Here is a 23,412-nt window from a genome sequence, read left to right on the forward strand (position 1 = left end):
AACGGTTTTCGTGGACGACGACTTCGACGATATCGACCTCGGCGACGGGGTCACGGTGGCGTCAACGAGTGACGAGAACGACCCGTCCGACGCCGCCTGCGTCGTCGTCACGGACCCCGACGCGCCGGTCCCCGACGACGTGCCGACCATTCTGTACACCGACGTCCCGCCAGCGACTGTCGAGCGGCCCGAGCGGTTCGACGCCTACGTCAGCCGCGGCGACCGCTCCGGGCTCGAATCGCAGGTTCGATGGGTGCTCGCATCGACCGCCGACAGAGACGCCGAAGCGGTGGCGACGGCCCGAAACGACGCCGAGTGGGACCGGCTCAAGCGGCTCTACGAGGGGACGACGGACCTCATCACGGCCGAGACGGTCGACGAACTCTACGAGCGCGCCATCGGCCTCACGGAGCACATCCTCGAGTTCGACAACACCTCGTTTTTCGTCCACGACGGGGACGACTTCTACGTCGCCGCCAACAACGACGACATGGCCGGGACGGGGCCGATTCCCTCGGACACGGGCCTGCTCGGGGAGACGCACCGGACCAAACGCTCGTTTCTCGTGGACGACGTTCGCGACCACCCCGAGGCCGACCCCGACGACCCCGCCTACCGCTCGGCGGTGAGCGTCCCGCTGGGCGACGACGGCGTGTTTCAGGCCATCTCCAACGAGGTCGGCGCGTACGACGAGACCGACCTCACGCTGGCCGAACTCCTCGTGTCCTACGTCTCCGAGACGCGGAGCCGAATCGAGTCCGAGGCCGCGCTTCGACAGAGCCGCGAGCAGATAGAGCGACTCCACCGGGGAGCCACCGAACTGGCCGCGGCGACGAGCCTCGACGAACTGTTCGAGCGGACCGTCGAAATCACGGACGACATCCTCGAGTTCGACATCAGCTACGTGGGGGTCGTCGAGGGCGACTACATCGTTCCGGCGGCCATCTCGTCCGACGCACCGGCCGACGGCGCGGAGCGCGTCCCCCTCGACGACGGGGGCATCGCGGCCGAGGTGTACCTGTCGGGGGAGACAGACATCACCGACGACGTGCGCGACCACCCCGAGGCGCGGCCGGTCAAGCGGATGTACCGCGCGGTCCTGAGCGTCCCCATCGGGGACCTCGGCGTCTTTCAGGCGACGACGTTCACGCCCGGCGCGTTCGACGAGCGAGACGCGGAACTGACGGAACTCCTCATGGCGCACGTCGCGGTCACTGCCGAGCGCATCCGCGCGGAATCGCGGCTCAGGGAGGAACGCGACCGCTCGACCGCGCTGTTCGAACACGTCTCCGACGCCGCCGTCGCCTACGACGTCGAGGGCGGCGCGCTCACCGTCCGCGACGTGAATCGGGCGTTCCAGTCGATTTTCGGCTACGACGCCGACGACGTGGTCGGAAGCGACCTGCTCGGGCGAATCGTCCCGCCGGAGCCCGACCCGGACCCGGTTCCCGAACCGGGCGCGGACGAAACCATCCCCGAACTTCTCGTCGCCGCCGGCGAAAGCTACCGCGGCGAGGTCCGCCGTCGGACCGACGGCGGCGTCCGCGAGTTCATCCTGAACGTCGTCCCGCTGTCGCCCGGCGAAGAGCGCGGGTCGGGGTACGCCATCTACACCGACATCACGGAGCGGAAGACCCGCGAAAGCGAGCTAGAGCGACAGAACGAGCGATTGGAGGAGTTCGCGAACATCGTGAGCCACGACCTGCGGAACCCGCTTTCGGTCGCCCGCGGGAACCTCGACCTCGCCCGCGAGACCGGCGAGGAGTCGCGGTTCGATACGGCCAAGCGGGCGCTCGAACAGATGGAAGAGCTCATCGACGACCTCCTGTCGCTCGCCCGCCGCGGCCAACTGGTCGACGAGACCGAACGCGTGGACCTCGCGAGCGTCGCCCGGCAGGCGTGGGCGACGACCGAGACCGCGGACGCCGAGTTAGTCACCTGCCAGTCGGTCGTCGTCGACGCCGACGAGGACCGCCTCGCCGAACTGCTCGCGAACCTCTTTCGGAACGCGGTCGAACACGCCGGAAGCGACGTTCGCGTCGAGGTCGGCGGCGTCGACGGCGGCTTCTACGTCGAAGACGACGGCCCCGGCATCGACCCCGAGCGCCGCGACGAGGTGTTCGAGCCCGGCGAGACGACCGGCGACGACGGCATCGGCTACGGGCTCGCAATCGTCGAATCCATCGCCGAGGCCCACGGCTGGTCGGCTATCGTGACCTCGGGGACGGCGGGCGGCGCGCGCTTCGAGTTCCGGGCGTGAGGCGAAAACGAAGAGAGACCGGGGAGCGCGGCGGCCGGCGCGGCCGGTTCGGTCTAGTTCGGGTCAGTTCAGTTCGGGTCAGTTCTGCGAGAGCGCGAGCGACGCGAGGAGCGCTTCGAGTTGGACCTGCTCGTTCGCGCCCTCGGAGATGCGGTAGTCGGCCTCGCCGATGCGCTCCATGAGGCGGACGGCCTCGCGCTCGTCGAGGTCGAACTCCCAGACGGAACGGTGAAGCTGGTCGATGATGTCGCCGCCGGCCATCCCGGTGTCGACGATGAGCGTCTCTAACTGCTTGCGCGCGGTCGTGAACTCGCCGTCGATGGCGGCCCGGACCATCTCCTCGATGTCCTCCGGGCGGGCCGTCGAGGTGATCATGTAGACGGCCTCCTCGTCGACGACCTCGCCGGTCGTCGCGGCGGCCTGCAGGGAGTTGATGGCGCGGCGCATGTCGCCGCCGGCGGCGTAGACGAGCGCGTCGAGGCCGTCCTCGGTGAGTTCGATGTCCTCGGCCGCGGCGATGTCGCGGACCTGCTCCGCGACGGCGTCGTCACCGAGGGGGGAAAAGCGGAACACCGCACAGCGCGACTGGATGGGGTCGATAATCTTCGAGGAGTAGTTACACGAGAGGATGAAGCGCGTGTTGTCGGAGAACTGCTCCATCGTCCGGCGGAGCGCCGACTGGGCGTCGTTCGTCAGCGAGTCGGCCTCGTCGAGGAAGATGACGCGGTAGTCGTGGCCGCCGAACGACGAGCGCGCGAAGTTCTTGATGCGGTCGCGGACCACGTCGATGCCGCGCTCGTCGGAGGCGTTGAGTTCGAGGAAGTTGCCGCGCCAGTCGTCGCCGTAGATGGCGCGGGCGATGGCGGTCGCGGAGGTGGTCTTGCCGACGCCCGCCGGTCCCGCGAACAGGAGGTGCGGCAGGTCGTCGCGCTCGATGTAGCTCCGCAGGCGCTCGACGATGTCGTCCTGTCCGTAGACGTCGTCGAAGGTCTGCGGTCGGTACTTCTCGATCCAGATCTCACGACCCGCCGGGGCGTCGCCCGACTCCGCGGCCTCGCTCATATCCGTTCTACCGACCGCCCCGCACATAAACCGTGCGAGACGGAGAGCGCCCCCGGGCGACGCCGAGCCGACGGACTGAAACCCGCGCCCGACCCACGAGCGACCATGAACGTGACCGTCGAGGTCGTCGGCGAGGAGACCAGCGAGGTCGCCGTCGGCGACGGCGGGACCTACGCGGACCTTGTGCGGGCGGTGGACCTCAGCCCCCACGAGGTGACCGTCCTCGTCGACGGCCGCCCCGTCCCCGAAGACCAGCCCGTCGAAGTCGACCGCGTGAAGGTGCTCCGCCTCATCAAGGGCGGGTAGTCGGCGGCATGGACGACACCGCTAGGGCTGACGACGACACCGCTGGGGCCGACGACGACACCACCCGGAGCGACGACGGAGTCCGCGTCCGCGAGGGCGACCCCGAGGAACTGGTGGCCGTGATGCGCGTCCTCGACGCCGGACTGCTCGAAGCCGACGCGGGCGACGTCCGCGACCGACTGGCGGCGGGCGACTGTCTCGTCGCCGAGGCGTCCGGCCGCGTCGTCGGCGCGCTGGCGCTCGACGGCGACTACATCGAGGCCGTGGCAACCTCCCCGAGTCGCCGCGGGCGGGGCGTCGGGACCGCGCTCGTCCGGGCGGCGTTCGGCCGTCGGGGGCGACTCGTCGCCGACTTCGACGGGGGCGTCCGACCGTTCTACGAGTCGCTCGGGTTCGACATCGAGGCGCGGGATGGGGATGGAGGTGAGGACGCGGAAGCGGCCGCAGACACCGGCGCGGGCGACGACCGGTTTCGCGGCGTCCTGCGGGACGAGTAGCAGCCCCATGATTGTTGAGTGTTACCAACCGACACAGATTTAGCCGCCGGTCGTCAAGGGTTAGGGAGTCAAGCCCATGGCAAAGCGTGACCGGAGCGACCGTATCCTGACCGACTGGGACCGCGTGTTCGACGCGCTCTCCGACCCGTCGCGCCGCTACGTGTTGGAGTACCTCCACGACCGGGCGGAGCCGACGTCGGTCTGGGACCTCGCGGTCGCCCTCGCGGTTCGGACGACCGACCTGCCGCCCGACGAGGTGGACGTGCAGGTCGTCCAGCAGGCCGAGGTCGGAATCGTCCACGTCCACCTGCCGAAGCTTCAGGCCGCGGACCTCGTCGAGGCCGCGGGAGACGGCGTCTCTCTGACCGAGCACGCGGAGACGCTCCCGCTTTTCACGCCGGCGTACCGCGGGGTCGTCAGACCCGTCGGCGACGAAGAAGAGACGAGAGAGCCCTGAAAACGGCCGCTCAGACGAGCGGTTCGACGAGTTCGCGGCCGGCTTCGAGGAGCGACGAGACCGCGTCTTCGCTCCCGGCCTCGGCGTAGACGCGCATCTTCGGCTCCGTGCCCGAGGGGCGGACGAGGAGCCACGAGCCGTCTTCTAAGAGCAGTTTGAAGCCGTCGAGCGTGACGACCTTGGCGATGTCGCGGCCGGCGACCGTCTCGGGGAGCACGTCCTCGAGGTCGTCGATGACGCGCGCCTTCTCGGAGTCGGGGCAGGCGACGCTTATCTTGTCGGCGACGATTTCGCCGTGTTCGGCCTCGATGCGGTCGAGGCGGGCGTCGAAGTCCTCCTCGGCGGTCGCGGCCGCCGCGAGCAGGCCCATGAGGACGCCGTCCTTCTCGCGGACGTGCCCGCGGACGGAGAAGCCGCCGGACTCCTCGCCGCCCATGAGCGCGTCGTGCTCGCGCATGCCGTCGGCGACCCACTTGAAGCCGACCGCGGTCTCGAACACCTCCTCGCCGTGGGCCTCGGCGATGCGGTCGATGAGGAACGTGGTCGAGACGGTCCGGATGGCCGGCCCGGAGTCGGATTCGAGCAGGTAGTCGTAGACGGCGGCGAAAAAGAGGTTCTCGTCGAGGACGCCGCGGTCGGGCGTGGCGATGCCGATGCGGTCGGCGTCGCCGTCGTTGGCGACCCCGAGGTCCGCGTCGTGTTCGGCCATCGCCTCGGCGAGGCCTTCGAGGTTCTCCGCGGAGGGCTCCGGCGAGATGCCGCCGAAGTCGGCGTCGCGCTCGCAGCGCAGGCGGACGACCTCCGCGCCGGCGGCTTCGAGCAGCGCGTCGGTGACGCCGCGGCCGCTGCCGTGCATGGCGTCGTAGACGACCGTGAGGTCCGAGAGGTCGTCGCCGACGAGGTCCATCGCGTGGTCGGCGTGCGGGGAGACCACGTCCACGCGCTCGATGGTCCCGCGTTCGGACTCGGGTAGGAGGTCCGGTTCGGCGAGTCGCTCGGCGACCGCGTCGGTCACGTCGGGGAGCGCCGGCGCGCCGTCCGAGGGGATGAACTTCACGCCGTTGTACTCCGGCGGGTTGTGCGAGGCCGTGACCATGAGCGCCCCCGAGAGGCCGCGCTCGGCGATGGCGTAGGCGACGAGCGGGGTCGGGCAGTCCCGCTCGGGCAGGAGCACGTCGAAACCGTTGCCGGCGACGACCTCGGCGAGCGACTCCGCGAAGCCGGGCGAGGTCTCGCGGGCGTCGTAGCCGACGAGCACCGGGGCGGTGAAGCCCTCGTCGGCGAGGTAGTCGGCGACGGCCTGTCCGACGACGCGGACGCGGTCGTCGGTGAAGGTGTCCAGCGTGGCGCGCCACCCGTCGGTCCCGAATGAGATTTCGTCCATACGCGCACCACTCCGCGGCGGGGCAAAAAACTACGTTACGAGCCGACGGGTGCGGGGGCGTGCCGCGGCGGTCCGGCGAGGGCACAGCCGACCGCGACGCGGCCCCGGTTCGCTCACGACTCAACGAGCCGCTGTTTCTCCCGGCGGCGGAGCTGTTTTATCTCGTACTCCCGGGACATGGCCGCCGACTTCGAGTCGAACTCCTCGACGTGGACGAGTTCGACCGGCGTCCGGCCGCGGGTGTACTTCGCGCCCTCGCCAGCGTCGTGTTCCGCGACGCGTCGCTCCACGTCGGTCGTGTACCCGGTGTACAGCGAGCCGTCGCTGCACTCGATGACGTAGACGAAGTGCACGAGAGAATGGTTCAGGGGCGCGGGTATGAACCCACCGCCCGACCTCGTGCACGAGGTGTTGGCTTCGCGTGGTGGTCTTTTCTCGCTTCAGTGGTCATGCGGTGCGGGCACGCTGCCGAGCGACCTCCGCGATACCCGCGTTCGCCGAGCAGTTGGGACAGGCGAGAACCTGACCGTCCTTGTCGGCGAACACGCGTGCGAAGCGCTCGGAGACGTGTGACCCGCAGTGGTCACAGACTGGCATTGTTGCGGTCCGGCAGCCACCAAGCCGGTGTATGACATACAGTACCCCACCCATATGAGGGCTTCGCGCGTGTGCGTACGCACGCGAAATCGCGCACGACCACGAGGTGGAGAATAACGTCCAGTCAGGCGTCGTCGTCGCGGGCGTCCGAGACCGCGCGGGCGATGAGTCCGGCCTGCGCGCCGGCGATGTAGCCGGCGTCGACGTTCACCGCGGAGAGCACGGTACACGACTGGAGCATCCCGAGAACGGCCGCCTCGCCGTCGCCGCCGTGGCCGTAGCCCGTCGAGACGGGCAGTCCGATGACGGGCGTGTCGACGAGGCCGGCGACGACGGTCGGCAGCGCGCCCTCACGGCCGGCGGCGACGACGACCACGTCGGCCTCGCGGAGCGTGTCGAGGTTGTCGAGCACGCGACCGAGGTGGGCGACCCCCACGTCCTCGATGCGTTCGACGTCCACGCCCATCTCGCGGAGGACCGCGGCCGCCTCGCCCGCGGCCTCGGCGTCGGAGGTGCCGCCGGTGGCGATGGCGACGGTCGCGTCGAGGTCGGGGCGCTCGAAGTCCGGCGCGGCCGCGACGACGGTCTTCGCCCGGGCGTCGCGGTCGATATCGGCGTCCGGGAGGGCGTCGGCGACGGCCTCCGCGTGAGCGGTGTCGGCCCGGGTGACGAGCGCCCGACCGCTCGTTTCGACCGCCGCGACGGCCAGCGTCGCCGTCTCGTCGGGCGTCTTCCCCTCCGCGAGAATCGCTTCGGGGACGCCGCGCCGCGTCTCTCGGGCGGCGTCGAACCGTCCCGCGTCGGTCGTCGCGTAGCCGGAGAGTCGTACCTCCGCCTCGGCGGGCGAGAGCGAACCGTCCGCGACCGCCTCCAAGATGTCGCGCATATGGCCGCACGTTGGCCCGAGGCGTACTCATACCCGTCGTTCCGCCCTCGCGGGGATAAAGCATATATAAGTGGAGATTGTTCCTCGGAAATCCGTCCTCATAGAAGCGCCATAACCCCCAAATCCGGCGGTATTAACGTCCAATATAGGAAAGTTTATTAAAGGAGAATTGGTAGGACATTCTGTATGGCAGACCTCATTGTCAAGGCAGCCGTCAAGGAAGCGCTCAAGGACAAGAACGTGGCCTCGGACTTCTACGACGCTCTCGACGAGGAAGTCAAGGAGCTTCTCGAAGACGCTGCTCGCCGCGCTGAGCAGAACGACCGTAAGACGGTCCAGCCCCGCGACCTGTAAACTCGGTCTTTAGACCTCTCGTTCTTTTATCGCCGGCCGGTGAGCCCCGGTTGTGTCCCGCGAAGCGAGTCGACTCGTCCCGTGAGCCGCGCCGGTCGAAGGCGTCCGTTCGAGCGCCGGACCACTCGGTCCACCGCAGAGCGGTTCGAGCGCCGGACCAACCGAGTCAGAACTCGTCGACTTCGACGCCGTCGTCGGTGCCGACGTAGACCGCGTCCGCGAGGCCGACGAAGATGCCGTGTTCGACCGCGCCGGGGAGCGACGCGAGGTCGGCCGCGAGCGACTCGGGGTCGGCGATGGCACCGAACTCGCAGTCGAGGACGAGGTTCCCGTTGTCGGTGACGACGGGGCCGTCCTTGCGCTCGGCGCGGCGGAGCGTCGCCTCGCCGCCGAGGTCGGAGACGCTCGCGGCGACGGTCGTCCGCGCCGACGGGAGCACCTCGATGGGGACGGGTCGCGAGAGCGTTTCCGCGGTCTTCGACGGGTCGGCGACGACGAGGAATCGGTCGGCGAAGGCGTCGACCATCTTCTCGCGGGCGTGGGCCGCGCCGCCGCCCTTGACGAGCGCGCCGTCGGTCGTCGCCACCTGGTCGGCCCCGTCGATGGCGAGGTCGACGGCGTCGACTTCGTCGAGGTCGACGACGGGGATGTCGCACTCGCGGGCGAGTTCGCGGGACGCGAAGGAGGTCGGGACGCCCCGAACGTCGAGGCCGTCGGCGACGAGGTCGCCGATGGCGCGGATGGCGAAGGCGGTGGTGCTGCCGGTGCCGAGGCCGACGACGGTTCCGTCTTCGACCGCTTCGACCGCCGCCTCCGCGGCGCGGCGCTTCTGCGCGTCGGTTCCGCCGGTAGTCTTCATGGCTCAGCCGACTCGGCCGGCGAGTAAAAATGGTCCCGAAAGCGGCGGCGTCAGAGGCGGTCCAAGACCGCGTCCGCGTCGTAGGCCAGCGAGATGGCGCGGGTGCGGCCGCGCCCCTCGATTTCGGTGTATCGCGCCTCGATGACGCCCAGTTGGTCCAGTTTGTTCACGAGTTCGGAGTAGCGCGTGTAGCCGAGGCCGGTCTCCTCGTTGAAGGCGTCGTACACCGCGCCGGCGCGCTCGCCGTCGTACTCGGCGACGACCCGGACGAGTTCGCGCTCGGGGTCCGAAAGCCCCTGCAGACACCGCGAGAGGTGGACGTACTTCGACTTGTCGTAGGCCGCCTCCACGTCCTCCATGTCGACCGTGCGGGAGGCGCGCATCTCGGCGTGGAGGCCGGCGCGCCGAAGCAGGTCGATGCCGACCCGGAGGTCGCCGCTGTCGGCGGTGAACTCCGCGACCTGGTCGAGTTCGGGCGCGCCGATGACGTCCTCGTGGAAGCCGCGTTTCGACCGCCCGCGGAGGATATCGACGATTTCGTCCACGTCGTAGCGGGGGAAGAACACCTCCTCGGGCCGGAAGACGCTCTGGACGCGCCCGTCGAGTTCGTCGATGACGTCGAGCGAGAGGTCCGACGAGATGATGATGACGCCGATGCGCGCGCCGGAGTGCGCCTCGTGGGCGCGGAGCAGCGAGTAGAGCGTGTCGGACGCCTCGTTCTCGTAGAACAGGTAGTTCACGTCGTCGAGCGCGACGACGAGCACCTCGTCGTCCTCGACGAGGCGGTCGGTTATCTGGCCGAACAGCTTCTTGAACGAGATGCCCGACGACGGGGGTTCGTACTCGAAGATGTGCTCGAAGACGCGCGAGAACACCGCGTAGCGCGTCGAGTCGACCTGGCAGTTCACCCGGACGGTCCGGACGCCCGACTGCGTGCCCAACTCGCCGAACAGTTTCTGGACCGCGGTGGTCTTGCCCGTCCCCGGCGGCCCACGCACCATCGTGTTCAGGGGGCGAGAGCCGCGGACCGCGGGCCGGAGCGCGTACTTCAGGCTCCGCAGTTGGCTCTCGCGGTGGTTGAACGTCTCCGGAACGTGGTCGATTTCGAAGACGTGTTCGTCGCGGAACACGGTCTCGTCCCACGACAGCATCCCCTCTTCGGGGTCCTCCCTCATCGAGTGAAGTACCACGCGCGGGGGACTTAATCGTTTACCGCGGCGGCGTCCGACGGGGGGGCGGACGGACGCGTTGTCTCGACGCGTCCCGAACGCGTTCAACCGCCAACCACCGGAACCCGAGCCACAATAGTTAATTTTCCAACAATGGATGCGCAGTCATGGCAACTCGCATACAACTCGCCGCGCTGCTCGTCTCGCTTGCGCTCGTCGGGGGCGGCGTGCTCGGGTTCGGTTTCGTCGCTGACGAAGACTACAGCTATCGATACGAGGGGCAACTGTCGGAGACGCCGGAGACGGTTCCCCCGCTGTACAGCGAACTCTCTCAGTCGGAACAGCGGGCCGTGGACCGCGCCCTCGCCGGCGAGGTGCTTCGGTTCGAAGACGACCCTGGGAACCTCCCGGGACTCGTCGAGCGCGACGGCACCTACCACGCGTTCGAGTTCGACGCGACCACCGACTACACCGCCCCGACGACAGTCGGTTCACTCGTCGCCGTACTGCTCGGCGCGGTCGGTGTCGTCGCCGCGGTCCGGTGGGAGGTCGCGAGACGGTACGTCACTTACTGAAGGAGCCGGACGATTCGGTAACCGATGGCGACGAGCAGAATCAGTCCGACCGCGCCGACGCCGAGGACGACCGGCGTCCCGCCGGTCCGCGAGAGCGCACCCAGCGCCGGAAGCACGAAGCCGAACAGCACGAGGAACCCGCCGAACACCAGAAATAACAGGTAGACTGCGGTCCCGAGCACGTCCCAGACGGCGTTCTTCGTGGCGTGGTAGACGAGGTCGTACTGCTGTCGTTCTTCAGGGGAGAGCGAATCGGAGGGCACGGACGAAGTTGTCGGAGAGGCTAAATAAATCGTGTGTCGCCGCGGGTGACCGCCTCAGTCGAACTTCTCCAGCAGTCGCCCGTAGAAACTCGTCTCGTTCTCGCCGGCCAGTTTCTCCACGATGAGCTCCGGGGTCGACCGCGCGAGGTGGTCCTTCACGGGCGAGCGGTTGACGACGAGTTCGCCGTCTTCCAGCCCGACCGCCTCGATGCCGTCGACCGCGACCGACACGTCGGCGGCCTCGCGGATGCCGCCGGCGAGGTGCGAGACGAACACGGCCGCCGCGCCCTGTTCCGCGAGTTCTTCGAGGATGCCGGCGATGATTTTGGCGGACGCGCCGGGTTCGGTGATGCTCTCCAGTTCGTCCACGAGGACGAGTCGGTCGGCCGCGCCGTCGGTGAGCGCGGCGAAGTCGCGGAGCGTGCTCTCGAAGGCCCCGGCGTCGAGGGTGCCCTGCGACTTGGCGTAGTAGTGGAGTTCGGAAAAACGCGAGAGTCGGACCGACTCGGCGGGCACGGGAAGCCCCATGTGCGCGAGGACGACGACGAGCCCCACGAGGTCGAGCGTCGAGGTCTTACCCCCGCTGTTGACGCCCGAGAGGAGCGTGACGCCCGAGACCTCGTAGTCCACGGGGTCGACGTCCGCGAAGTCCACGTCGAGGAGGGGCGAGCGGCCGGCCTCGATGGCGAACGAGCCGGCGCCGTCGTTTCCGGCCGCGCCGGTGAACTCGGGGAAGACGCAGTCGAAGTCGCGGGCGAACCGCGAGACGGCGAGGCGCACGTCGAGTTCGAGCGCGTCGCGGACCAGCGTCTCGACGGGGTCGCGCAGGTCGCCGAGGTCGGCGGCGAGGTCGGCTTTCAGCTTCGCGGCGCGGCGGTCGCGGGCGGCCTTCAGTTCGGTCCGGAGCCGGCCGACCGCCTCCTCGTCGTGGCCGAGCGGGAACGACGGGTCCTCGGGGAAGACGCGCTCCGTCAGGTCGGCCTCGCCGGGGCGGAGCGACAGCGACTCCACGAGGTGGTCGCGGGCGGCCGAAAGCGCCTCGTCGAACTCGTCTTCGAGTTCGCGCGACAGCAGGGAGTCGACGCGCGCGCCCTGCTCGACGAGAGACAGGAAATCGGTCCCCTCGATGGTCACGTCGCGCTCGCGAATCACGTCGCGGAGGCGGTCGTTAGCGACCGATTCGGCGGTCGAGACGGCCGTGTCGAGGTCGTCGACCGCGTTCGAGAGCCGTTCGAGTTCGTCGTCGCCGAGGACGGTCCCGTCGTCGGCCAGTCGGGACAGGGCGTCGCGGAGAGCGGCGAGGTCGCAGGGCGGGGAGAGTCCGGCGGCCTCGTGGACCGCGGCGGCGGCCGAAAGCGCCTCGCGGTTCACGGCGAAGAAGGCGAGCAGTCGCTCGGGGACGACCTCGTCGGTCCGCTCGGCGGCGTCGGGGAGGACGCGCACGTCGCCGTCGACGTCGATGCCGGCGAACGACTCGTCGAGGACGACCACCGTCGAGTACGACCGCGCGAGTTCGGCGATGTCGCGGCCGTCCTCGACGACCTCGATTGAGAGTTCGGGGAACGCCTCCTTGGCGGCGGCGTAGCGCTCCGCGTCGGCGGTGGCGATACAGCGCTCGCGGACGCGACGCGGCTTCGGGTCCGCGAGGGGTTCGACGCCCGACAGCGCGGCGAGCACGTCCGGGTCGGGGTCGAGGTCGGTCGCGTCGGCCGCGAACGCCCGGACCTCCTCGATGCGCGAGGCCGACCCGGTGGGAAACAGCGTCTCCAGTCGCTTCTCGGCGTACGTCGTGACCGTCCGCGCCTGCAGGAGACCGAGCGCGTCGCGGTAGATTTCCGAGGCGCGGTCGGTGGCGAGGAAGCCGCCGGGGTCGTCGTGGTCGCGGCGAATCGCTCCGCGGGCGATGGCCGCCGCCCTGCCCTCCGTGAGCCCCGGTGCCCGCGCGAGCGCCGCCACGTCGCCGTCGGTGAGCGCTCGCTCGGCGTCGTCGAGTTCCGCGAGCGCGGCGGCGGTCTTCTCGCCGACGCCCGGGATGGTCTCGAAGTCCATTCGGCCGGACCTATCGCGGCATAGGACAAAAAGTCGCGGGGTGGTGACTCGGGGACGACGCGCGGGTCGCGCCGCCGCGGGAGCGCTCGTTTCGTCCGATTCGGGGGCGCGTGCGCCCTTCGCGGTCGTTCGCGCCGGGGACGAGGGGCTTTTGACCGTCGGCCGGGAAGGGAGGCCATGAGCGAGCGAGATACCGCGGCGAAGGCCGACGCAGTACGCGAGGCGCTCGCGGAGCGCGAGAGCGTCCTCATCGCCTTTTCGGGCGGCGTGGACTCCAGCGTGGTCGCCGCACTCGCCCACGACGCGCTCGGCGAGAACGCGGTGGCCTGCACCGCGAAAAGCGAGACCCTCCCGGACGCCGAGTTGGACGACGCGAAGCGCGTCGCCGAGGAAATCGGCATCGAACACCTGACCGTCGAGTTCTCCGAGTTGGACAACCCCGACTTCGTCGCCAACGACGACGACCGGTGTTACCACTGCCGGACGATGCGCCTCGGCCGGATGTACGAGGCCGCCCGCGACCGCGGCATCGAGGCCGTCTGCGACGGGACGAACGCCTCGGACCCCGGCGAGGGCCACCGCCCCGGCCTCCGCGCCGTCGAGGAGTTAGAGGTGCTGTCGCCGCTTCTCGCCCACGACATCACCAAAGAGGAAGTCCGCGCCATCGCCGACGAGTACGACCTGTCGGTCGCCGACAAGCCCTCCATGGCCTGTCTCTCCTCGCGGATTCCGACCGGCCTCGAAGTCACCGAAGAGCGACTCTCGCGGGTCGAACGCGCCGAGACGATTCTGCGCACGTGGGGCTTCGAGCAGTTCCGCGTCCGCGACCACGACGGCCTCGCCCGCATCGAGGTCGCGCCGGAGGAACTCGACCGCGCCCTCGACACCGACTTCGTCCGCGCCGCCCGCGACCACCTGAAGGACGCCGGCTTCGACCACGTCACGCTCGACCTCCACGGCTATCGGACGGGAAGCGTCAGCCCCGCGGCCGAGGCGGACGCCGACTCGGGCGACGACCTCCTCGTGGACGACGTGTTCGCGCAGGACTACCCGATGCGGAAGTAGCTGAGAGACGACAGTCAGAAACTCGGACCGGACCGCCGAACCGACCTACGTCGTCAGAAACCGCGTCTCGTTCTCGGCGACGACGCCGATGGACGGTTCGTCACCGTCGTCGCTGAGTTCGACTTCGAACTCGCACAGCCCGCCGTTGTCGAGCGGTTGCGACAGCATCGCCTCGACGATGTCGAGTCCCTTCACCTCGCCGAGCGACAGCCGAATCGGCGCGCCGTGGCTGACGACGAGTACCGTCTCGTCGGAGTCGAGCGAATCGGCCAGCCCCTCGTGGGCGTTGAGGACGCGCCGGCGGACCTCGACGAGGCTCTCGCCGCTCGGCGGGCGCTCTCGGGCGGCGGGCGTGCCGACCGCCGAGAGGGCGTACTGCGGGTAGCGGTCGGTGAGTTCGTCGAACTCCAGTCCCTGCAGCGAGCCCACGTCGCGCTCGCGCCACGCGGAGTCGAGGACGGGTTCGAGGCCGAGTTCGCGGGCGATGGGGCGGGCGGTCTCTTGGGCGCGTTCGATGTCGGAGGAGACGAGGCGGTCGACCTCGTAGGAGTCCACGACGTGGTGCGCGAGGGCGTCGGCCTGCGCGCGGCCGCGCTCGGTGAGCGACACGGGGGCCCACCCCTGTACGCGCCCGGCGCGGTTCCACGTCGTCTCGCCGTGTCTGGCGAGAAGGAGGGTTGCCATACGTCCGTCTCTCTCCCCACCGGCAATGAGTGTTCCGCGCGAGATTCACGGTCTCGGCGCGCCAACTGTTGGGTATGGCACACGAAATCGAGACGAGCATCGATATAGACGCCCCGCCCGAACGGGTGTGGGAGACCCTCGTCGACTTCGACCGCTACCCCGAGTGGAACCCGTTCATGCGAATCGCCGGGCGGCCGAACGAGGGCGCGACGCTCACCGTCCACCTGCGGCCGCCGGGCGGCCGCGAGTCGGAGTTCGAACCCGACGTCGTCCACTGCGAGAAACACCGCGAACTGCGCTGGCTCGGCCACCTCGTCTTCCCGGGGCTGTTCGACGGCGAACACCGGTTCCGCCTCGAACCCCTCGACGGCGGCGAGCGCACGCGCTTCGAGCACGCGGAGACGTTCTCCGGCGTCCTCGCCGGACTCCTGTTGCGGTTCGTCGGCGAGCAGACGAAGGCTGGGTTCGTCGCCATGAACGAGGGACTGAAGACGCGCGTCGAGGGGACGGTCGCCGCCGAGAAGCGGGAGGCGGCGGAGTCGTCGGACGCGGCGTGATTCCCCGCGGTCTCCGGGAGGTTCGACGCGTTACAGCGACTCGCCGCAGAAACGGCAGGTGTCCCGGTCGGCTTCCTCCAGCGAGTGGCAGTTCGGACAGGTAACGGTCTCGGCGCGGGCGGACGGGGCGCCGTTCGGCGACCCCGAATGACCGGACACGCGGCGGCCCACCCCGGGTTCGTCGCGCCCGAGGTTGAGGTACAGCGCCAAGCCCAGAATCCCGCCGACGAACACCGAGAGGCCCCAGAGGAAGGCGTTGTGCGAACTGTGTCTGGTCGCGTCGATGCCGGCCCAGACGCTCACGACGAACCAGAGCGGGAGGGCGACCACCGACAGGGCGACGAGGTCGGCCATCGTGTTATTATCCTAACCATTCTGCAATAGCTCTTCTGAACGGTCGGCGGTCGGTGAAAAACGGGAGCGGCTGGACAGAAAACGGGAAAGAAACGAGACGCCGGTCAGTTCCCGGTCCAGCGTAAGACCGCGAGCGTCCCCTCGAACAGGACGATCATCGTCGCGCCGATGATGATGGGGGCCATCCCCGTCGGGTCGGGGCTGACGAGGAACGCGAGGCCGAGGAACGCGCCCCAGAACAGCAGGCGGCGGTCTTCGAGCCACTGCCGGGTGACGAGGTTCATCATGATGGCTAACTCCACGAACAGCGGAATCTGGAAGACGACCGCCATGTAGCCCATCAGGATGAGGATGAGGTTGAACGTCTCTTTGAGGCCGAACGCGACGACCGCCGTCCCCTCGGTGTAGGAGGTGAAGTACGCGAAGATGGCCGGGAGCACCACGAAGTGCGCGAACAGGACGCCGACGAGCGCGAGGATGAGGCTCGTCGGCACGGCCGCGAGGTAGTACTTGCGCTCTTTCGGGTAGAGCCCGGGGCGCATGAACAGGTACGTCTCGTAGACGAACACGGGGAGGCCGATGACGGTGCCGGCGAGACCGGCGACCTTCAGTTTGGTGAGGATGAGTTCGAGCGGACCGTAGAGCCGCGGCCGGCGGTCCACGATGGTGTCCGCGCCGGGGATGTGGGAGTTCCAGAGGAAGTTGATAACGTCGGTCGCGCTCGGAATGTGGATGCCGAAGGCGGCCTGCGTGTCCACGAGCGCGTTGAGGATGTCCGCGCCGGGGAAGAGCACGAGCGTAATCGCGCCGGCGACGCCGAGGACGACCGCCAGCCGGCGAATCATCTCCTCGATGTGCGCAGTCAGCGGCATCTCCTGGTCGCTCTCGGGTGCCTCGCCGACGAGGCCACCAACGTCCTCGTCGTCGAAGTCGTCGCCCTCGAACTCAGGGTCGTCGAAGTCGGCGTCCTCGACTGAGACGGACGACGGAGCCACGCCGCCCACCTCGTCCTCGCCGGTCAGCGCCGGGCTCGCGCCGTCGGCCGCCGCGTCCGGTCCGGCGTCGTCGGCCGACTCGTCGCTCGAATCGTCGTACGTCCCCTCGGGCACGTGCGAGGTGTGTTCGTCGTCGGCGAGGAGGCGCGGCTCGTCGTCGGAGTCGTCGCTATCGTCGGAGTCGTCGCTATCACCGGTACTTCCGGAAGAATCCGCATCAGCGTCGGAGTCCTCGACGCCGTCGTCCGAGTCGGAATCCTCCGCGTCCTCTTCGGGGGCCGCATCAGTGTCGGCATCGCCGGCGTCGTCTTCCGTCTCGTCGGTATCGGCGTCGTCGGAAGCGTCGTCGGCAGACCCGTCGGTAACGGTCTCGTCTCGCGGGGTGACTCGACCGTAAACCGGACCGTCGGACGACGAAGCCCCGTCGTCGTCAGACTCGTCGGACGAGCGCTGGTCGGCGTCGTCCGAGGCGTCCGTCTCGTCGTCGGCCGCAGAGAGCCCTGTGTCGCGCTCCTCGTCCGCCATTCAGGTGTCCTACGCTTCCGGCCAGTTATAGGTCTTTTCGCATCGCGCCGAGGAGGTGCGTCGAGGGAGCCGAAATCACGCCCGCGGTGAAAAAGATTGATAACCGCCAGACTGCTTTCGCCACGTACGTATGTCCAGCGCCCTCGACGAGGACACCCAACAGACCATCGCGGCGGGCCGCGAGACCGCCGGTGCGATGCTCCGAGCGGCGCAAAAAGACCTCCAGAAGGTCTTCATCGTCTTCCTCGTCGGGTTCCTCGGAACGTTCTACGCGCTCCGACTCTACGTCTGGGAGTTCTTCCGGGGCGTGACCAAGGCACAGATGGACGCCAGCGTCTCCGGCAACGTCAGCATCATCGCCCAGACGCCGTTCGACGTGATTCTCCTGCAGGCGAAAATCGGTCTCGTCGTGGGTGTTCTCTTCGCGCTCCCGCCGTTCATCTACGTCTCGCGGGACGCGCTGAAAGCCCGGGGCGCGTGGCCGAAATCGCCCGTCGCGCCGTGGAAACTCGCGCTCATCGCGCTGACGATGGTCGTGCTGTTCGCCGCGGGCGTCGCCTACGGCTACTTCGTCTTCTTCCCGTTCACGTTCGCGTTCCTCGCGCAGAACGCGCTGTCGGCCGGCTTCACGCCGAGTTACTCCATCGTGAAGTGGGCGCAGTTCATCTTCCTGCTCACGCTCTCGTTCGGTCTCGCGAGCCAGCTTCCGCTCGCGATGACCGCGCTCTCCTACGCCGAAATCGTCCCCTACGAACTGTTCCGCGACAAGTGGCGGCACGCCGTCGTCGGCATCTTCGCGTTCGGCGCGCTGTTCACCCCGCCGGACCCGTTCACCCAAATCATGTGGGCGGTGCCCGTCATCACGCTGTACGCCTTCAGCCTCTATCTCGCCCGCGTGGTCGTCACGGCCAAACGCGGCAGCGAGAAGATGGACGTCAAGGCGACGGCGACCCACCACTGGAACCTCCTCGCGGGCGTCGGCGTCGTCGGCGGCCTCCTCGTCTACGCCTTCTACGAGTACGGCGGCGTCGGTCTCGTCAACGACGGACTCGCCGCGGTCGGAAGCGACTACGTGTTCCTCGACCCCGGCTCGGGGCTCGTGCTGGGCGCGTTCGTCGTCGCCGGCGGTGTCGTCGGCCTCGCGTTCGGCCTCGCGTACCTCGTCTACCGCGACATCGAGCGGCTCGAACGGACCGAGGTCGGCGTCGGCGACCCCTCGAAGCTCGACCTCTCCGCGCTCGACGTGGCGGGCGTCCGCGCCGCGCCGCCCGAGGTCTTCGCCGACCGCGACGAAGACGAGATTATGAGCCTCGCGTCCGCCGCCATCGACGACGGCGACAAGGCCAAAGCGCAGGCCCTCATCGACCGGTTCGACGAGGCCGAAGCGGACCGCGAGGCCGAGGCGGCCGACGCCGAAGACGAGCCGGGCGAACTCGAAGACCGGACGACCCGCGCGGGCGGCGCGTTCTTCTCCGAACTGACCGGGGGCGAGACCGACGAGGACGACATCGGCGGCTACTACACCGACATCGCGTTCATCGTCGACTCCGTCACCTCGCGGGCGTTCTGGGTCGTCGGCTGGTTCATGCTCGTCCTCGCGTCGACGTTCGGCTGGCTCTACACGGGCGGCATCAGGGACGTCTACGAGGACTTCCTCGGCCGACTACCCGCCGCGGTGACGCCGGAAGAAGTGCTCAACGTCGTCGCGCTCCACCCGATGGAGGCGCTCATCTTCGAGGTGAAGTTCTCGACGATTCTGGCCGTGTTGGCGACGCTCCCGCTCGTCGCGTACTTCGCGTGGCCCGCGCTCCGCGAGCGCAACATCATCCGCAAGCGCCGCCGGACCGTCTTCCTGTGGACCGGCGCGCTCGTCGGCGGCCTCCTCGGCGGCTTCGCGCTCGGCTACAGCTACGTCGCGCCGACGGTCATCACGTTCCTCGTCGAGGACGCCATCGCGGCGAACATGATAATCTCCTACCGCATCACCAACTTCTTCTGGCTCATCTTCTTCACCACCGCGGGCATCGGCCTCCTCGCCGACATCCCCATCCTGATGGTGCTTCTCAACACCGCCGGCATCAGCTACCGCATGATGCGGAAGCGCTGGCGCGAGGTCACGGTGTTCATCCTCGCCATCTCGGCGGTGTTCACCCCCGCGAGCATCACGACGATGTTCATGGTGACGCTCCCGCTGATGGCCGCCTACGGCGTCGGTCTCGGCGTCCTGTTCGTGCTGACGGTCGGCGGCCGACGCGACCTCTCGCCCGCCCGCGGCGCGGCGGAGTGAGGGCGGTCCTCGGAGCGACCGCCGCGCCGACTCGCCGACCCGAAAAACGCGCCAAATATCGCCGCTGAGACCGTTGAAAAGGCGTTAAGTATTCTCGTGAGAATCGCAGAGTATGGCCAAGATAAGCGTCGAGATTCCCGACGAACTGCTCGCGGACTTGGACGAGCACGTCGGCGACGACAAGAAGTTCGTGAACCGGAGCGATGCGGTTCGGGCGTCCATCCGGAAGACGCTCGACATCCTCGACGAGATAGACGACCGACACAATCGCCTCGTCGAAGATGAGTGAGGGGCGGTCGGCCGTCGGGCAGGTCGCGCTCGTCGGCCTGTTCGTCACCGCGCTGACGACGGCGCAGTTGACGGCGTCGAAACTGCTCGCGATTCCCCTGCCGGCCGCGATAGGCGAACTCCCGTACGTCGGCGCGGCCATCCTGATGCCGGGGGCGGCGCTGGCGTACGCGCTCACCTTCTTCGCGTCCGACTGCTACTCCGAACTGTACGGTCGCCGGGCGGCGCAGGTCATGGTGAACGTCGGCTTCGTCATGAACTTCGTCCTCCTCGGACTCGTCTGGAGCACCATCGCCGCGCCCGCCGCGAACCCCGAGTTCGCCGGGCAGTTCGCCACGGTGCTGTCGTCGGGGACGAACGTCGTCGCCGGGAGCCTGCTGGCGTACCTCGTGAGCCAGAACTGGGATGTCGTCGTCTTCCACGGCATCCGCGACATGACCGACGGCGCGTTCCTCTGGCTCCGCAACATCGTCTCGACGGCGACGAGTCAGGCCATCGACACGGTCATCTTCGTCGGCGTCGCGTTCTACGTCGCGCCGACGGTCCTCGGCATCGGCGACGCGCTACCGTGGAACGTCCTCGTCGGCCTCGCTATCGGCCAGTACCTCCTGAAGCTCCTCATCGCAGTCGTGGACACGCCGTTCGTCTACGGGACCGTCGCACTCCTGCGCGACGACGACGAGTCCTCGACCGACGGCTGGGTCGCGGACTGAGGCGTTCCCAGGACGACGGACGGCTTATCTCTTTTGGTAGCATACCACACGACGTATGGCCGACGAGCACCGCCACAGGCTCACCGAGCGAGACGGGATGGAGATGGGGGTTCGCTGTCCGAACTGCGGGACGTACACGTCGTTCGGCGACATCCTCGCCACCGGAGCCTGCCGCGGCGGCTGGAAGGGGTGCCGGACGGGGCTTCGACTCGACCTCGTGGTGTACGACTGAGAAAGACGGCGGGGCGACGGGACGCTGGGACGCGGGGCCGGCGAGAGCGACAGCGCGCGCTCAGGCCGCCGCGGACGCGTCCGGCGAGTCGTTCAGGTAGAGGTACGCCGCCGCGACGGCGAAGACGGCCTCGCCGCCCTTCGAGAGAATCGCCATGTCGCTGACTCGCCCGCTCATGACGACCCAGGCGACGATTTGGGCGAGCGCGAACGCGATGGCGACGAGGTAGAACTCGCGCCGCCAGAACTTGCTCAGGTAGACGGCGATGCCCGCGAGGAAGCCGACGCCCGCGAGGACGAACAGCACCGCCTGCGTCTGGTCGAACTGGAGCAACATCGGAGCCATCGACAGGTGGACGTACGTCGAGGTCAGCGCCCCGACGATGGCGACGTACGGGACGATGCCCGACGGGAGGCCGGTGAACAGTGGTCGCGATTCAGCGGTCGTGGTGTCTGTTGACATGGGGACTCACGAACAGAGTCGTGTCAATGGATAATAATTTTTGCCCGGAGTGAGGCACAAATCGAAGGGAACACGCGGAGCCGTCGATGCGGGGGCGCGCAGGCGCGGGAGCGTGAAATCAGCGCGTTCAGTCGTCTATCGGCTCGGCAAAGGCGAACCGGGGCTTCACGTCGGTGACGCGGACCGTCGGGGTGTCGCCCGCCTCCGTCCCGGAGACGAAGAGCGTGAAGTCCTCGACCTTGGCGATGCCGTCGCCCTCGCTGCCCACGTCGACGATTTCGACCTCGAGCTCGTCGCCCTTGCGGACCGGGGCGGTGAGGAAGTGCTTGCCGACGAGGTACTGCTCGGAGGAGCTGTCGCGGGAGGCGTCGGGGCGCATCGACCGGACGTACTGGAACTCCCGTTCCATGTCGGCGCGGAGGTCCGCGACGTCCGGCCCGTCGAACACCTTCACGGCGAAGTCGCCGCCGGTCGCCAGCAGTTCCTGTGCGACCTCGAACGCCTGCCGGGCGAGGTAGACCGAGCGAGCGTGGTCCAGCGAGTACTCGCCGGTCATGTTCGGCGCCATGTCGGAGACGACGGCGTCGGCCCCGCGCTCGCCGATGACGGCCGTCAGCTCCTCTTTCGTCTCGTCTTCGGTCATGTCGCCGCGAATCGTCTGAACGTTGTCGCGGTCGATGCCGCGGATTCGCTGGAGGTCGACGCCGACGACCTTGCCGTGGTCGCCGACCGCCTCGGAGGCGACCTGCAGCCACCCACCCGGGGCGGCACCGAGGTCGACGACGGTGTTGCCGGGGCCGAACAGCCCCGCGTCCCCGTCGAGTTGTTTCAGCTTGTAGGCCGAGCGGGCGCGGTAGCCCTCCTGTTTGGCCTTGTTGTAGTAGTGGTCCTTGCGCGCCATGGTCTTGACAGCAGTAGCGTATCAGGCCGTATACCGGCTTCGGCTTGCGCCGTGAAGCGTGCGGAACAGTCCCACATCCGACGGCGTCGGCGTCGAGGCGGTCTGGCTCAGTCGTCGCCGACGAGTTCGTCGAACAGCGCCGCGACGCGCCCCTCGATGTCGTCGCGAATCGCCCGGACCGCGTCGAGGTCCCGCCCGTCGGGGTCGTCGAGGGCCCAGTCGCGGGCGTCACCGCGCCACGTCATCGGACAGATACCCTCGGCCGAACAGCCCATCGTGACGACGATGTCGACGCCCATAATCTCGTCCTGCTCGATTGCGCGCGGCGTCTCGTCTGCGAGGTCGAACCCCCGCTCGCCCATGACCTCGACGACCTCGTCGTGGACGTGGTCGGCGGGGTCGGTGCCGCCGGTGACGACCTCGATTCGGTCGCCGACGCCGCGCTCGTCGCGCTCCCGGCGGGCGAAGGCCGTCGCCATCTGGCTCCGGCCGGCGTTCTGGACGCAGACGAAGGCGACGCGGGTGGAAGTCGCGTCGGCGTCGGCGGCGTCGCTCATCTCTCGGCACCTCGTCGGCGGGCGGCTGTCTTCGTGTCGTCGTTCGCCATAGCCGGGAGTTGCACAATCAGCTATTTGAGTGCTTTGAAGCCCGAGACCCCAGAAATCGGCAGGTTAGCTGCATAGCCGAACAGTGACAACAACACCCATGGGGAGCCGACGGGAGCGATGGGGTGCTCGCGGGAGCGCGCACGCGGGAGAGCGTGCGAACATCATATTGCGGTGAGTCCAAATCAGGAGTATTTTTAAGACCGCTGTCGTACGACGGCACATATGTTCAAGGCCATCGTGAGCGCCGCGACGCTCCGGGACGCGCTCGACTCCGTGAGCGTCCTCGTCGACGAGTGTAAGATTCGACTCAACGAGGAGAGTCTCTCCATCCGCGCCGTCGACCCCGCGAACGTCGGCATGGTGGACCTCACGCTCGACGCGGCGGCGTTCGAATCCTACGAAGCCGACGGCGGCGTCATCGGCGTCAACCTCTCCCGCCTCGAAGAGGTCGCCGGGATGGCGGGCTCGGGCGACCTCATCCACCTCACGCTCGACGAGGAGACGCGCAAGCTCAACATCCGCATCGACGGGCTGTCGTACACGCTCGCGCTCATCGACCCGGACTCGATTCGCCAGGAACCCGACATTCCGGACCTCGACCTCGCCGCGAACATCGTCCTCGAAGGGACGCACCTCGACCGCGGTATCAAGGCGGCCGACATGGTCTCCGACCACATCCGCCTCCGCGTCGACGGCGCGGAAGAGACGTTCCACATCGAGGCCGAAGGCGACACCGACGACGTTGACCTGTCGCTTCCCCCCGCGGACCTCATCAGCATCGAAGCCGGCGCGGCCGACTCGCTGTTCTCGCTGGACTACCTGAAGGACATGAACAAGGCGATTCCGACCGACGCCGAGGTCACCGTCGAACTCGGCGAGGAGTTCCCGGTCAAGCTTCACTACCAGATCGCGGAAGGGATGGGCACCATCACGTACATGCTCGCCCCGCGCATCCAGAGCGACTGAGCGGACGTTTCGGCCACCGCGTCGTTCACCGACCACCGAGCCGTCCCATCGTTTCTC

The 23,412-nt window shown here is 68.4% G+C and carries 27 protein-coding genes; 13 read left to right on the plus strand and 14 right to left on the minus strand.

Annotated elements, in window-relative coordinates; translation table 11 throughout:
* Positions 1–10 precede the first annotated feature (10 nt).
* Positions 11–2,260, plus strand: coding sequence for a GAF domain-containing protein (locus tag DEQ92_RS07720; RefSeq protein ID WP_193492841.1), 2,250 nt, complete (start codon positions 11–13; stop codon positions 2,258–2,260).
* Between the two features lie 78 nt (positions 2,261–2,338).
* Here the strand turns inward: DEQ92_RS07720 and DEQ92_RS07725 are convergent, their stop codons facing one another.
* The gene (locus DEQ92_RS07725; RefSeq protein ID WP_058826837.1) at positions 2,339–3,322 is read right to left on the minus strand and encodes a replication factor C small subunit; all 984 of its coding nucleotides are present in this window, start codon (positions 3,320–3,322) and stop codon (positions 2,339–2,341) included.
* A 105-nt stretch (positions 3,323–3,427) separates the two neighbouring features.
* On the opposite strand from DEQ92_RS07725, the gene samp2 reads away from it, so the two are divergent.
* The 3 genes from samp2 to DEQ92_RS07740 all read left to right on the plus strand — a co-directional run bounded on the left by samp2 (position 3,428) and on the right by DEQ92_RS07740 (position 4,582).
* On the plus strand, positions 3,428–3,628 hold the full coding sequence (gene samp2 / locus DEQ92_RS07730) for a ubiquitin-like modifier protein SAMP2 (protein WP_004973827.1): 201 nt from the start codon (positions 3,428–3,430) through the stop codon (positions 3,626–3,628).
* A gap of 8 nt (positions 3,629–3,636) precedes the next feature.
* On the plus strand, positions 3,637–4,125 hold the full coding sequence (locus DEQ92_RS07735) for a GNAT family N-acetyltransferase (protein WP_115804408.1): 489 nt from the start codon (positions 3,637–3,639) through the stop codon (positions 4,123–4,125).
* A 76-nt stretch (positions 4,126–4,201) separates the two neighbouring features.
* Positions 4,202–4,582, plus strand: coding sequence for a helix-turn-helix transcriptional regulator (locus DEQ92_RS07740; RefSeq protein WP_004973832.1), 381 nt, complete (start codon positions 4,202–4,204; stop codon positions 4,580–4,582).
* Positions 4,583–4,592: 10 nt separating this feature from the next.
* Here DEQ92_RS07740 and DEQ92_RS07745 read toward each other — a convergent pair whose 3' ends face one another.
* From DEQ92_RS07745 to larB, 3 genes are all read right to left on the minus strand, one after another.
* Entirely contained in the window at positions 4,593–5,966 is a 1,374-nt protein-coding gene (locus tag DEQ92_RS07745) for a phosphoglucomutase/phosphomannomutase family protein (protein WP_004973834.1), read from the minus strand.
* A 113-nt stretch (positions 5,967–6,079) separates the two neighbouring features.
* Positions 6,080–6,319: a GIY-YIG nuclease family protein gene (locus tag DEQ92_RS07750; protein WP_004973837.1), complete on the minus strand. Its 240-nt coding sequence runs from the start codon at positions 6,317–6,319 to the stop codon at positions 6,080–6,082.
* A gap of 368 nt (positions 6,320–6,687) precedes the next feature.
* Positions 6,688–7,449 carry a nickel pincer cofactor biosynthesis protein LarB gene (gene larB / locus DEQ92_RS07755; protein ID WP_004973839.1) on the minus strand — a complete coding sequence of 254 codons (762 nt, stop codon included), beginning with the start codon at positions 7,447–7,449 and terminating at the stop codon, positions 6,688–6,690.
* Positions 7,450–7,635: 186 nt separating this feature from the next.
* Here larB and DEQ92_RS07760 point away from each other — a divergent pair, with 186 nt between their 5' ends.
* Positions 7,636–7,803, plus strand: a complete 168-nt coding sequence (locus tag DEQ92_RS07760) for a DUF1931 family protein (protein WP_004045310.1) — start codon at positions 7,636–7,638, stop codon at positions 7,801–7,803.
* 166 nt (positions 7,804–7,969) lie between these two features.
* Here DEQ92_RS07760 and rpiA read toward each other — a convergent pair whose 3' ends face one another.
* Both rpiA and DEQ92_RS07770 read right to left on the minus strand, forming a co-directional pair.
* A complete protein-coding gene (rpiA, locus tag DEQ92_RS07765; protein ID WP_004973840.1) occupies positions 7,970–8,662 on the minus strand; it encodes a ribose-5-phosphate isomerase RpiA in 693 nt (230 codons plus the stop codon).
* Positions 8,663–8,712: 50 nt separating this feature from the next.
* A complete protein-coding gene (locus DEQ92_RS07770) occupies positions 8,713–9,837 on the minus strand; it encodes an ORC1-type DNA replication protein (RefSeq protein ID WP_004973842.1) in 1,125 nt (374 codons plus the stop codon).
* A 161-nt stretch (positions 9,838–9,998) separates the two neighbouring features.
* Here DEQ92_RS07770 and DEQ92_RS07775 point away from each other — a divergent pair, with 161 nt between their 5' ends.
* On the plus strand, positions 9,999–10,406 hold the full coding sequence (locus tag DEQ92_RS07775; protein WP_115820630.1) for a hypothetical protein: 408 nt from the start codon (positions 9,999–10,001) through the stop codon (positions 10,404–10,406).
* Here the strand turns inward: DEQ92_RS07775 and DEQ92_RS07780 are convergent.
* Together DEQ92_RS07780 and DEQ92_RS07785 are read right to left on the minus strand one after the other, a co-directional pair.
* The gene (locus DEQ92_RS07780; protein WP_115820631.1) at positions 10,400–10,669 is read right to left on the minus strand and encodes a hypothetical protein; all 270 of its coding nucleotides are present in this window, start codon (positions 10,667–10,669) and stop codon (positions 10,400–10,402) included. The genes DEQ92_RS07775 and DEQ92_RS07780 overlap by 7 nt on opposite strands.
* Before the next feature lie 54 nt (positions 10,670–10,723).
* Complete coding sequence (locus DEQ92_RS07785) at positions 10,724–12,718, minus strand: DNA mismatch repair protein MutS (RefSeq protein ID WP_004973845.1); 1,995 nt, start codon at positions 12,716–12,718, stop codon at positions 10,724–10,726.
* Positions 12,719–12,895: 177 nt separating this feature from the next.
* Between DEQ92_RS07785 and larE the strand changes: the two genes are divergently transcribed.
* On the plus strand, positions 12,896–13,783 hold the full coding sequence (gene larE / locus DEQ92_RS07790; RefSeq protein ID WP_115820632.1) for an ATP-dependent sacrificial sulfur transferase LarE: 888 nt from the start codon (positions 12,896–12,898) through the stop codon (positions 13,781–13,783).
* 45 nt (positions 13,784–13,828) lie between these two features.
* Here larE and DEQ92_RS07795 read toward each other — a convergent pair whose 3' ends face one another.
* Positions 13,829–14,467, minus strand: a complete 639-nt coding sequence (locus DEQ92_RS07795) for a histidine phosphatase family protein (protein WP_004973847.1) — start codon at positions 14,465–14,467, stop codon at positions 13,829–13,831.
* Positions 14,468–14,541: 74 nt separating this feature from the next.
* Between DEQ92_RS07795 and DEQ92_RS07800 the strand changes: the two genes are divergently transcribed.
* Positions 14,542–15,024, plus strand: a complete 483-nt coding sequence (locus tag DEQ92_RS07800; protein WP_115820633.1) for an SRPBCC domain-containing protein — start codon at positions 14,542–14,544, stop codon at positions 15,022–15,024.
* Between the two features lie 30 nt (positions 15,025–15,054).
* Here the strand turns inward: DEQ92_RS07800 and DEQ92_RS07805 are convergent, their stop codons facing one another.
* Positions 15,055–15,378: a hypothetical protein gene (locus tag DEQ92_RS07805; protein WP_115820634.1), complete on the minus strand. Its 324-nt coding sequence runs from the start codon at positions 15,376–15,378 to the stop codon at positions 15,055–15,057.
* Positions 15,379–15,482: 104 nt separating this feature from the next.
* A complete protein-coding gene (locus tag DEQ92_RS07810; RefSeq protein WP_115820635.1) occupies positions 15,483–16,898 on the minus strand; it encodes a twin-arginine translocase subunit TatC in 1,416 nt (471 codons plus the stop codon).
* A 130-nt stretch (positions 16,899–17,028) separates the two neighbouring features.
* Between DEQ92_RS07810 and tatCt the strand changes: the two genes are divergently transcribed.
* The 4 genes from tatCt (at position 17,029) to DEQ92_RS23825 (ending at position 20,418) form a co-directional block, all read left to right on the plus strand.
* Entirely contained in the window at positions 17,029–19,185 is a 2,157-nt protein-coding gene (tatCt, locus tag DEQ92_RS07815; RefSeq protein WP_004973855.1) for a Sec-independent protein translocase protein TatCt, read from the plus strand.
* Positions 19,186–19,297: 112 nt separating this feature from the next.
* Entirely contained in the window at positions 19,298–19,474 is a 177-nt protein-coding gene (locus DEQ92_RS07820) for a ribbon-helix-helix domain-containing protein (protein WP_004045298.1), read from the plus strand.
* Complete coding sequence (locus DEQ92_RS07825) at positions 19,467–20,186, plus strand: queuosine precursor transporter (protein WP_004973857.1); 720 nt, start codon at positions 19,467–19,469, stop codon at positions 20,184–20,186. Before DEQ92_RS07820 ends, DEQ92_RS07825 begins: the two co-directional genes overlap by 8 nt.
* Positions 20,187–20,241: 55 nt before the next feature.
* Positions 20,242–20,418, plus strand: coding sequence for a hypothetical protein (locus tag DEQ92_RS23825; RefSeq protein ID WP_004968931.1), 177 nt, complete (start codon positions 20,242–20,244; stop codon positions 20,416–20,418).
* Between the two features lie 60 nt (positions 20,419–20,478).
* Here DEQ92_RS23825 and DEQ92_RS07830 read toward each other — a convergent pair whose 3' ends face one another.
* The 3 genes from DEQ92_RS07830 to DEQ92_RS07840 form a co-directional block, all read right to left on the minus strand.
* Positions 20,479–20,880 carry a hypothetical protein gene (locus DEQ92_RS07830; protein WP_004973859.1) on the minus strand — a complete coding sequence of 134 codons (402 nt, stop codon included), beginning with the start codon at positions 20,878–20,880 and terminating at the stop codon, positions 20,479–20,481.
* A 127-nt stretch (positions 20,881–21,007) separates the two neighbouring features.
* Complete coding sequence (locus DEQ92_RS07835) at positions 21,008–21,781, minus strand: 23S rRNA (uridine(2552)-2'-O)-methyltransferase (protein WP_004973864.1); 774 nt, start codon at positions 21,779–21,781, stop codon at positions 21,008–21,010.
* 107 nt (positions 21,782–21,888) lie between these two features.
* Positions 21,889–22,338 (minus strand): low molecular weight phosphatase family protein, encoded by a 450-nt coding sequence (locus tag DEQ92_RS07840; protein ID WP_004973866.1) that lies wholly within the window; start codon positions 22,336–22,338, stop codon positions 21,889–21,891.
* A 273-nt stretch (positions 22,339–22,611) separates the two neighbouring features.
* Here DEQ92_RS07840 and DEQ92_RS07845 point away from each other — a divergent pair, with 273 nt between their 5' ends.
* A complete protein-coding gene (locus DEQ92_RS07845) occupies positions 22,612–23,355 on the plus strand; it encodes a DNA polymerase sliding clamp (RefSeq protein WP_004065599.1) in 744 nt (247 codons plus the stop codon).
* The last annotated feature ends 57 nt before the right edge of the window (positions 23,356–23,412 follow it).

It is taken from the genome of Haloferax sp. Atlit-6N (assembly GCF_003383195.1).
GTDB lineage: Archaea > Halobacteriota > Halobacteria > Halobacteriales > Haloferacaceae > Haloferax > Haloferax gibbonsii.

What these genes read in the sequence shown, in the direction of transcription:
- DEQ92_RS07800 (WP_115820633.1), top strand. Translation starts at nt 14,542, where the DNA reads ATGGCACACGAAATCGAGACGAGCATCGATATAGACGCCCCGCCCGAA.
- DEQ92_RS07725 (WP_058826837.1), bottom strand. Translation starts at nt 3,322, where the DNA reads ATGAGCGAGGCCGCGGAGTCGGGCGACGCCCCGGCGGGTCGTGAGATC.
- DEQ92_RS07820 (WP_004045298.1), top strand. Translation starts at nt 19,298, where the DNA reads ATGGCCAAGATAAGCGTCGAGATTCCCGACGAACTGCTCGCGGACTTG.
- DEQ92_RS07735 (WP_115804408.1), top strand. Translation starts at nt 3,637, where the DNA reads ATGGACGACACCGCTAGGGCTGACGACGACACCGCTGGGGCCGACGAC.
- DEQ92_RS07775 (WP_115820630.1), top strand. Translation starts at nt 9,999, where the DNA reads ATGGCAACTCGCATACAACTCGCCGCGCTGCTCGTCTCGCTTGCGCTC.
- DEQ92_RS07795 (WP_004973847.1), bottom strand. Translation starts at nt 14,467, where the DNA reads ATGGCAACCCTCCTTCTCGCCAGACACGGCGAGACGACGTGGAACCGC.
- DEQ92_RS07845 (WP_004065599.1), top strand. Translation starts at nt 22,612, where the DNA reads ATGTTCAAGGCCATCGTGAGCGCCGCGACGCTCCGGGACGCGCTCGAC.
- DEQ92_RS07785 (WP_004973845.1), bottom strand. Translation starts at nt 12,718, where the DNA reads ATGGACTTCGAGACCATCCCGGGCGTCGGCGAGAAGACCGCCGCCGCG.
- DEQ92_RS07835 (WP_004973864.1), bottom strand. Translation starts at nt 21,781, where the DNA reads ATGGCGCGCAAGGACCACTACTACAACAAGGCCAAACAGGAGGGCTAC.
- DEQ92_RS07770 (WP_004973842.1), bottom strand. Translation starts at nt 9,837, where the DNA reads ATGAGGGAGGACCCCGAAGAGGGGATGCTGTCGTGGGACGAGACCGTG.
- DEQ92_RS07840 (WP_004973866.1), bottom strand. Translation starts at nt 22,338, where the DNA reads ATGAGCGACGCCGCCGACGCCGACGCGACTTCCACCCGCGTCGCCTTC.
- DEQ92_RS07825 (WP_004973857.1), top strand. Translation starts at nt 19,467, where the DNA reads ATGAGTGAGGGGCGGTCGGCCGTCGGGCAGGTCGCGCTCGTCGGCCTG.
- rpiA (WP_004973840.1), bottom strand. Translation starts at nt 8,662, where the DNA reads ATGAAGACTACCGGCGGAACCGACGCGCAGAAGCGCCGCGCCGCGGAG.
- DEQ92_RS07830 (WP_004973859.1), bottom strand. Translation starts at nt 20,880, where the DNA reads ATGTCAACAGACACCACGACCGCTGAATCGCGACCACTGTTCACCGGC.
- DEQ92_RS07810 (WP_115820635.1), bottom strand. Translation starts at nt 16,898, where the DNA reads ATGGCGGACGAGGAGCGCGACACAGGGCTCTCTGCGGCCGACGACGAG.
- DEQ92_RS07760 (WP_004045310.1), top strand. Translation starts at nt 7,636, where the DNA reads ATGGCAGACCTCATTGTCAAGGCAGCCGTCAAGGAAGCGCTCAAGGAC.
- DEQ92_RS07805 (WP_115820634.1), bottom strand. Translation starts at nt 15,378, where the DNA reads ATGGCCGACCTCGTCGCCCTGTCGGTGGTCGCCCTCCCGCTCTGGTTC.
- tatCt (WP_004973855.1), top strand. Translation starts at nt 17,029, where the DNA reads ATGTCCAGCGCCCTCGACGAGGACACCCAACAGACCATCGCGGCGGGC.
- larE (WP_115820632.1), top strand. Translation starts at nt 12,896, where the DNA reads ATGAGCGAGCGAGATACCGCGGCGAAGGCCGACGCAGTACGCGAGGCG.
- DEQ92_RS23825 (WP_004968931.1), top strand. Translation starts at nt 20,242, where the DNA reads ATGGCCGACGAGCACCGCCACAGGCTCACCGAGCGAGACGGGATGGAG.
- DEQ92_RS07740 (WP_004973832.1), top strand. Translation starts at nt 4,202, where the DNA reads ATGGCAAAGCGTGACCGGAGCGACCGTATCCTGACCGACTGGGACCGC.
- DEQ92_RS07745 (WP_004973834.1), bottom strand. Translation starts at nt 5,966, where the DNA reads ATGGACGAAATCTCATTCGGGACCGACGGGTGGCGCGCCACGCTGGAC.
- larB (WP_004973839.1), bottom strand. Translation starts at nt 7,449, where the DNA reads ATGCGCGACATCTTGGAGGCGGTCGCGGACGGTTCGCTCTCGCCCGCC.
- samp2 (WP_004973827.1), top strand. Translation starts at nt 3,428, where the DNA reads ATGAACGTGACCGTCGAGGTCGTCGGCGAGGAGACCAGCGAGGTCGCC.